At 56.3% G+C, this 7366-nt stretch carries 6 protein-coding genes; all 6 read right to left on the minus strand.

Annotation, left to right across the window (positions count from 1 at the left end):
- Positions 1-230 (minus strand): anti-sigma factor family protein (locus tag VGE80_RS10830; protein ID WP_440592676.1); only part of this gene is annotated, 230 nt, incomplete at its 3' end.
- Positions 230-1006: an RNA polymerase sigma factor gene (locus VGE80_RS10835; protein ID WP_397570601.1), complete on the minus strand. Its 777-nt coding sequence runs from the start codon at positions 1004-1006 to the stop codon at positions 230-232. The genes VGE80_RS10835 and VGE80_RS10830, both read right to left, overlap by 1 nt.
- 84 nt (positions 1007-1090) lie before the next feature.
- Entirely contained in the window at positions 1091-4189 is a 3099-nt protein-coding gene (locus VGE80_RS10840; protein WP_440592677.1) for a DUF1553 domain-containing protein, read from the minus strand.
- Between the two features lie 491 nt (positions 4190-4680).
- Positions 4681-5691, minus strand: a complete 1011-nt coding sequence (gene ahr / locus VGE80_RS10845) for an NADPH-dependent aldehyde reductase Ahr (RefSeq protein WP_440592678.1) — start codon at positions 5689-5691, stop codon at positions 4681-4683.
- Between the two features lie 156 nt (positions 5692-5847).
- Positions 5848-6804, minus strand: coding sequence for an anion permease (locus VGE80_RS10850; RefSeq protein ID WP_440592679.1), 957 nt, complete (start codon positions 6802-6804; stop codon positions 5848-5850).
- A 10-nt stretch (positions 6805-6814) separates the two neighbouring features.
- Positions 6815-7366 (minus strand): sulfurtransferase (locus tag VGE80_RS10855; protein WP_440592680.1); only part of this gene is annotated, 552 nt, incomplete at its 5' end.

The following is a 7366-nucleotide window of genomic DNA, read 5'->3' on the forward strand; positions in this document are numbered from 1 at the left end:
GAGATTTTTGTGACCAGTCCCGGCCACAGACTGGCAGATCGGGATTCGGGGACACGTGCCTGAGATGAACACGCCTGCAGCACGTCCATACTCGCCTGCAAACTCTTCAAGTGCCGGTCGCAATCCCGACATTGCGTTAAATGACTGGCGACATCGGCATTACTCGCCGCATCAGGCAGGTCCTGACCTACCCAAAGGGAAAGCAGTTCTTTTGCACGCCGACAATCCATTATTCCTTACCCTTTCGTCGTTTCTGCCCCCCGGATTTCGGAGGGGGATCGAATGCACCTGGCAATTCTTTACCGTCAAATTTGTCTTGTTTTTCCGAGCGATTCACCGTCTGAATGCCGCCCTCCACTGGTGGGCGAAGTCCTTCAGCAGCGTTCGCATCTCCACCCTGCCCGTCCCGTCGTTTGACCCACAAGTCGTGAAACAGTGCGCGGGCCTCAGCCAACCTCCAGCGGACAGTCGCTTCCTTACGTTCCAGTATCGTTGCAATTTCCGAAGTGGAAAAGTTTTGCAATTCTCGCAGCATCAGAACGATCCGGTAGTTTTCCGGAATCTGATCCAGGATCGCAGCGACTTCCTGTTCGAGATCCAGCTGCTGCCGCGGATCAGCAACGGCAGGATCGGGATCTCGTTCCGTCCCTCGCTCGGAAAACAGCAACCACCACCCGCGCCGCTTTCGCCGGCGGAGGTAATCTAATGTCTGATTCACACCGATTCGAAACAACCACGGACCGAAGCGCCGAGCGGGGTCGAACTGAGCCAATCGCTGATAGGCCTTCAGGAAGGATTCCTGAGCCAGGTCTTCTGCCAGTTCCTGACTTTTGACAAATTGCAAAATGACCCGAATCAGCCTTCTTTCGTAGCGAGTAACCAGTTCACCGAATGCGGACTGACTCCCACGGCGCGCCTCTTCCACCAGCCGCGACTCTTGAGTCGCACTGGCGGCGTCTTCCAGTCCGGAAAGACTGTTGTCCGGTTGCGTCATTGTGTTTCGCAATCAGTCATCCTCCGCTGTGACTACGAACTTGTGACGCAGAGTGTTGGAGAATGATCGAAAAAAGTGACCTGATTTTGATCGGCGTTAATCGATAAAAACAAACTCGTTGAGATTCATGAGGACGCGACAGAGACTGTCCAATCCGTGCGATTCCGTATAGGTGACCAGTTCGTCGAGTTCCGTTGGAGTTGGCGAACGGGAAAGTGCCAGTCGAAACGCCGTCCGGACCTGCCCTGTCAGGTCGTGCTGCTCGCTGGCCACGCGTTGTGCCATATACTTTTCCATCGTCAGCATCAGGCGGTTGTTCCACATGGCAAGTGCCTGAAGGGCGGTGACGGTTTCGTTCCGTTTGTCGACACTCATCGATGGATCGGCGCAATCCAGTGTCGTCATGAAGGGTTGGGGCTGGGAACGAACCAGAAAACGGTAAACCGAACGCCGATGAATCCTGGGATCTTCTGCATCATGAAGCTGATATTCATAGTGAGGCGAATGTTCGGGCTTTTCGACGACAAAGTCCTGAAAGGCAGGTCCCCCCAGATGAGGATTCAGCTTGCCCGAAATGTGCAATACCGCGTCTCGAACCGATTCCGCCTCCAGTCGGCGCCGGTTCATTCGCCAGAGGTAGATGTTGCTGGCATCCACCGCCGCAGGGTTCACCGGTTCCGTAGCGCCGGGGTGCGTAGCAGAGGTCGGCTGAGAGTCCCCTTGATCAAGTCCACTGCTCTGTCGATACGTGGCGCTACACAGGATGAGCCGATGCAATCGCTTGAAACTCTGTCCCCCATCCCGAAATTCGACAGCCAGCCAGTCAAGAAGTTCCGGGTGAGATGGAAGCTGGCCCATGCGTCCGAAATCATTGGGAGAATCGACGATTCCCCGTCCAAAATGATAGAGCCAAACGCGATTGACGATTGATCTCCAGGTGAGCGGATTTTCATTCGCTGTTATCCACCGGGCGAACGCAACCCGCCGCTGACCTTCGGAATGATCTTGGGGCAGGACCAATTCTCCCGGTTGATCCTGACGAAGCGGGACGACTCCGGGAACGACCTCTTTCAGGGGTTTACGAACATCACCACGGGCCAGCACGTGGATCGGGCGTGGCTTCCCGCCTGACGGTCCGGTCCCCGTAAACGTCCCGCTTCCCGAATAGACCATCCCCGAATAAACCTGATGCGGCGCGGGCAGCCGGGCGAGTTGAGCGGTCGTCTCAGCCAGTTCCTGTTGAACGTCCGAGAGTCGCTTCCGCGTCAACGAATCAACCTTACTCTTCAGCAATTCTTCCCGGCGCTGAGTGAGTTCTGCCAGAGAACTCTCGTGCGAGGACTCCACACCCACAAAATAGCCATCGACCAGATTGGATTTTTGCCAGCGTGGAGGTGCTTCGATGGAATCGACTGCCCGCACCGGTTTGCCTTGAGCCAGATTGGCTCCCGTCCCGTCGAAGACACTCAATTCCGCCAGCGCAAAGATGAAGTCATTCTGACGTTCTGCAAGCCGTGTCGCCGTCACCCGGACGAATCGCCCCTGCACTTCGGGGAAGGTCACTCGCAGCGGTGTGACGCCTGGATTCTTCAGGTCACCCTGTGTGTGGTCTCGAACACAGATGACAGACCCGGAGAAAGATTCGTCATCGCTGACTTCAATTTTCAGTCGCAGGGGGAAGCCGAATCCCGCACCGATGTTATTGAAGTCATCGTGACAGCCAACGATTCGTACTTCAATGATCGATTCGGATTGCCCCAGATCAACCTGAACCCATTTCGCCTGATCCGCAGTCGATTCAATCTGGCTGTGATAGCCGAACTGAGCCGCGAGGGGATGCGTGGCAGGCTGGCTCATCGCCGCAATCTGTGCATCGAGCTGTGCCAGTTCATCTCCGCCAAGTTCCTTCACATTCGCTTCCAGCTGACGAAGCTGAGTTCTCGCAGCAATTTGGCGAGCCTGAAGTTCAGACCGTTTTCCGGCGACATGGGGATCAATGTCGTACGCCCGGTCGGCTCGATCGAGGGCCGCGAAAATCGCCTGCAGGCGATAGTAGTCTTCCTGCACGACAGGGTCGAATTTGTGGTTATGACAGCGGGCACACTGCACTGTCAGGCTGAGAAATGTATTGCACGCGTTCGAGACCATATCATCGCGATCGAGCATTCGCGCGATCATGCCGTCGGTTTTGCTTTCCGGGACTTCGGCGTGGCCGATAAAGTCCCACGGTCCCGCGGCGATGAACCCTGTGGCTGTCACAGCATCGGCCTCAAACGGGGCCTGCACATCGCCGGCGAGCTGCTCATGAATGAACTGCGTATACGGCTTATCCGTATTGAAAGCACGAACGACGTAGTCGCGATACGGCCATGCGTTGGGACGGGGTTTGTCTTTGTCGTAGCCATGGGTATCACCGTAGTGCACGACATCCAGCCAGTGCCGGGCCCAGCGTTCGCCGTAGTGCGGAGAAGCCAGCAACCGGTCAACCAGATTTTCGTAGGCGTTCGGATCCGTATCAGCAACGAATGCATCCACATCGTCGGGGTCAGGAGGCAACCCAGTCAAATCAAAATAAAGGCGTCGCGCCAGTGTGCGGCGATCTGCTTCAGGCGAAAGCTGCAGCTCCATTTGCTGCAGCCGGGCGACGATGAACGCATCAATCGGCGAACTGAAACGGGCCTGCTGGCCAGCGGACGGAATCCCGGGACGGACGAGCGGCTTCAGCGACCACCAGTCGTACTTGTCAGCCAGTTTTGCCTTGTCCACGCCATCCGGCCAAGCTGCTCCCTGATCGATCCAGCGTTGGATCAGTTCAATTTCCGCCGGAGAAAGCGGGTCACCTTCCGGAGGCATCCGGTCGGCCTCCGTGCTGCGGATTCGCTCGAGCAACGGGCTGCGGGAACTCTCACCTGGAACGAGGACCGTTCCGGAATCTCCTCCTGCCAGCGCCGTCGATTTCACATCCAGGCGAAGACCGCTTTTAGAGGACTTTTCGCCGTGACAATCAATACATCGTGCAGCAAGGATTGGCTGAATATCGCGAACGAAATCAACTTGTTCAGACTCTGCATCTGCGCCCAAGAGGACAGCACCACGGAGCGTCAAGATGAGGATTCCGACAACCAATGCAGGGCGGGCCAAACGAAAGTCAGCAGGCAGACGACAGCGGTTCCGGGTATGCCTGGGTCGGTTCATTCGAGTGTTCTCGCAGTGCCGCAGGCCCGGTTCATGAGCCTTCGATCGATTGACAATCCAACTAAGGAGAGAGACCCAATTCTATCGAAAACAAGGGAATGCGCAAATCCTCACCACGCCGTCAGCCGGTGATTCGCCACTTACGGTTCAGGGTAAAACGGGAGTCTGAATGAAGTACAGGCGGGGGGACGTCGATCCAGGCTGTCCACGATGCAACGTTGATCGAATGGGTTCACCCCAATCGGATGAGCAGATCAACGAAGCCCGAAGCCGTCGCCGATTCCCCGTGAGATCCTTCGCCAGATTCGGTTGTACGAGCGCAGTACAACCGGGAAACGGCATCTCGAACGTCTAGGCAAGTTCCGAAGCTGCAGAGCCTTCGTGTCAGCGCTGACCGGAAGCACACTACCCGAATTCGCAGGCCTGTCAAAATACGATTCCGTCGAAACAACACTGCGAAGGAACCCGACCTTGGTCAAAAAAGCGATTCATCAGAAATCGGCGTCCAGCACGATGCGATACCGTGCCTTACCTGCTTTCAGTCTGTCGAACGCTTCATTGATCTGGGCCATCGGGAAATGTTCCGTCTGCGGAGTGATACTATGGCGAGCCGCAAACTCGAGCATATTTTCGATCGCCACTGGCGAACCTGTCGGGGAGCCAGAAACCTGCTGCTGTCCGAAGATCAAGCGAATGGCCGAGACCGGAACCGGTTGCTGGATGGCGCCCACGAAATGCATCCGGCCATTCGGGCCCAACGTTCCGATAAGGCTGTCCCAGTCCAGAGGAACGTTGGTCGTGATGATCAGCAGATCGAGCGTTCCGGCTAATTTCTGGATGCCAGCGGCGTCGCGACTGGAGACCACCTGGTGGGCACCGAATCCGCGGGCCTCGTCGAACTTGCTTTCATTGGATGTGAAAGCCGTCACGTGGCAACCATACGCCTTGGCAAACTTCAGCCCCAGATGCCCCAGCCCGCCAATGCCGACCACGCCGACACGAGAAGTGGGCTTGGCATACATCGCCAAGGGATTGAAGACAGTGATACCTCCGCAAAGTAAGGGGCCCGCTTCTTTTGAATCGAGCCCTTCCGGCAAGGGAATTGCCCAAGACCAGTGCGACCGGACTCGACTCGCAAAACCGCCATAGTGGCCGATGATCGTTGGCTGAGCTTCTGCACAAAGATGATGTGAACCCGACTTGCATGATCGGCAGTGCTGACAGCTTCCGGCATTCCAGCCGATGCCAACGTGCTGCCCCACTTTCAGTCCTTTGGCCGCCGAACCGACTTCAACGACACGACCGATGACTTCGTGCCCCAGGATCGCCGGATATCGCGACATCCCCCATTCATCATTCAAAACTGAGAGGTCAGAATGACAGATTCCACAGTTTTCGACTTGAACTTCAACCTCTTCGGCCCCGATTGGGCCGAGATCGATCTGTTCGCGAACGAACTTCTGCCCCGCTGACTTACCGACCCATGCATTGATGACTGACATTGCATTCTTCCTGCCAGGTGAAATTGAAGTGGCCACGGAACGCCATTCTATTGCGAGAAGAAAGCAGAAAAAAGGACATAGATTTAAAGCTGCATAACAACATACCGACACGCCGCTGCCGAAAGACAAATAAAAGCACGTCTGCCCACCGCTCGCCTAGACGCGAGAGATCATCAAGTAAGCAATAGCCGCGAGGAGGGCTCCGCAGGGGACCGTGCTGACCCAGGCGACAAGGATTTCCACCACCTTGCGCCAGTGGGCCTGTCGAGTCACTACACCGATCCCCAGCAACGACCCGACACTGACATGCGTCGTACTCACTGGCAAGCTGTGGAAACTTGCCGTCGTGACCAGGCCCGCAGTAACCAGCGAGGCAGCGAAGCCCTGACCGGGATTCATAGCCGTCACCTTTTTCCCCAACGTTTCCGCCACCTTGTCCGCGTCGAGCAACCCTCCCAGCGCAATCATGACTGCGACCGCTAGATAGCCCCAGCGCATGTCCAGATGAGGAACGGTCAAAAGCAGTGCGGCCATTTTGGGCGTATCGTTGAGTCCTCGCGCAAAGCTGGCTGCACCGGCGCTGAGATAATGCAGGACGTCCAGGGTTCGCGTCCGATGATCGGGCGCGAGACGGAGGCATTTTAAAATGAGATACGAAACTCCCCCCAGCAATGCTGCGACAGCAGGACTGAAAAAAAGTGGAAACAAAAAGTTCTTTCCGAGGGCCTCGAAATGGACTTCCGTGCCGTTTCCCGCCAGTCCCGCTCCCATGAGTGCTCCGACCAGTGCATGCGTCGTGGAGACGGGGAAACCCAGTCGCGTCGCGAAGAAGCTGGTGAGTGCCGCTCCGATAGCGACGGCGGCAAGAAACTCGGGCGACTCGATTAACGTGTCCGGAACGATGCCTCGACCGCTAAATTTTTTGAGCAAGCCTTCCGCAATAAAGGCAGCTGCGATGGAGCCGGCAAATGTCGTTGCCGTTCCCCACCACAGAGCGGTGCGTAAGGTCGTTGTACCGCTACCGTACAACGACGCCACGCCCTTGAAATTGGCATTCGCCCCGTTTGTAAAAGCGACGAAACCAACAGCCAGTACAAGAATCAGAATGAGCACGACAGGAACCTCAACGAACCGGATTGGGTTTAGTCTCGGCTTCCAGGTGCTTCAGCGAGGAATACTCCTTCCACGATCCCTCATAAAGACGGACACGGGGGTACTTCGCAACGTGCTTCAGATAGAACCGCAACAGACTTCCCTCACGCGAGGTTCCACAATAGACAATGACGTCCTTGTCAGGGGTGACTCCTGCAGCTTCGAGGTTCGATTTCACCTTCTCGAACGGCAGAAATTGATGAGTGTTGTCGGAATCCATCAGACGAGCCCAGTGGAAACTGACGGCACCGGGAATATGTCCTTTTCGCAACCACACGTCGTCATCGCCGAGGTACTCATTGGGTGGTCTCGCGTCGACGAGAATCGTTCCGGTCTGATTGTTCAATCGCATGACCTCCTCAACAGTCACGCCAATTTCGGGGACTCCCTTCTCAGGAAGAATACCTGACGGGTTGCCGAAATATTCCTGCGTGACTGGCAGTTTCGCCTGCTGCCAGGCGGGAAGACCGCCGTCCACAATCCGAATGTCTTTCACACCAAATTTCTCGAGGACGTACGCGAC

Origin of the sequence: Schlesneria sp. (assembly GCF_036405755.1) — a bacterium.
Classification (GTDB): domain Bacteria; phylum Planctomycetota; class Planctomycetia; order Planctomycetales; family Planctomycetaceae; genus Schlesneria; species Schlesneria sphaerica.

Excerpts from the sequence above, each read along its gene's own strand:
- VGE80_RS10840 (WP_440592677.1), bottom strand. The coding sequence starts at position 4,189 with ATGAACCGACCCAGGCATACCCGGAACCGCTGTCGTCTGCCTGCTGAC.
- ahr (WP_440592678.1), bottom strand. The coding sequence starts at position 5,691 with ATGTCAGTCATCAATGCATGGGTCGGTAAGTCAGCGGGGCAGAAGTTC.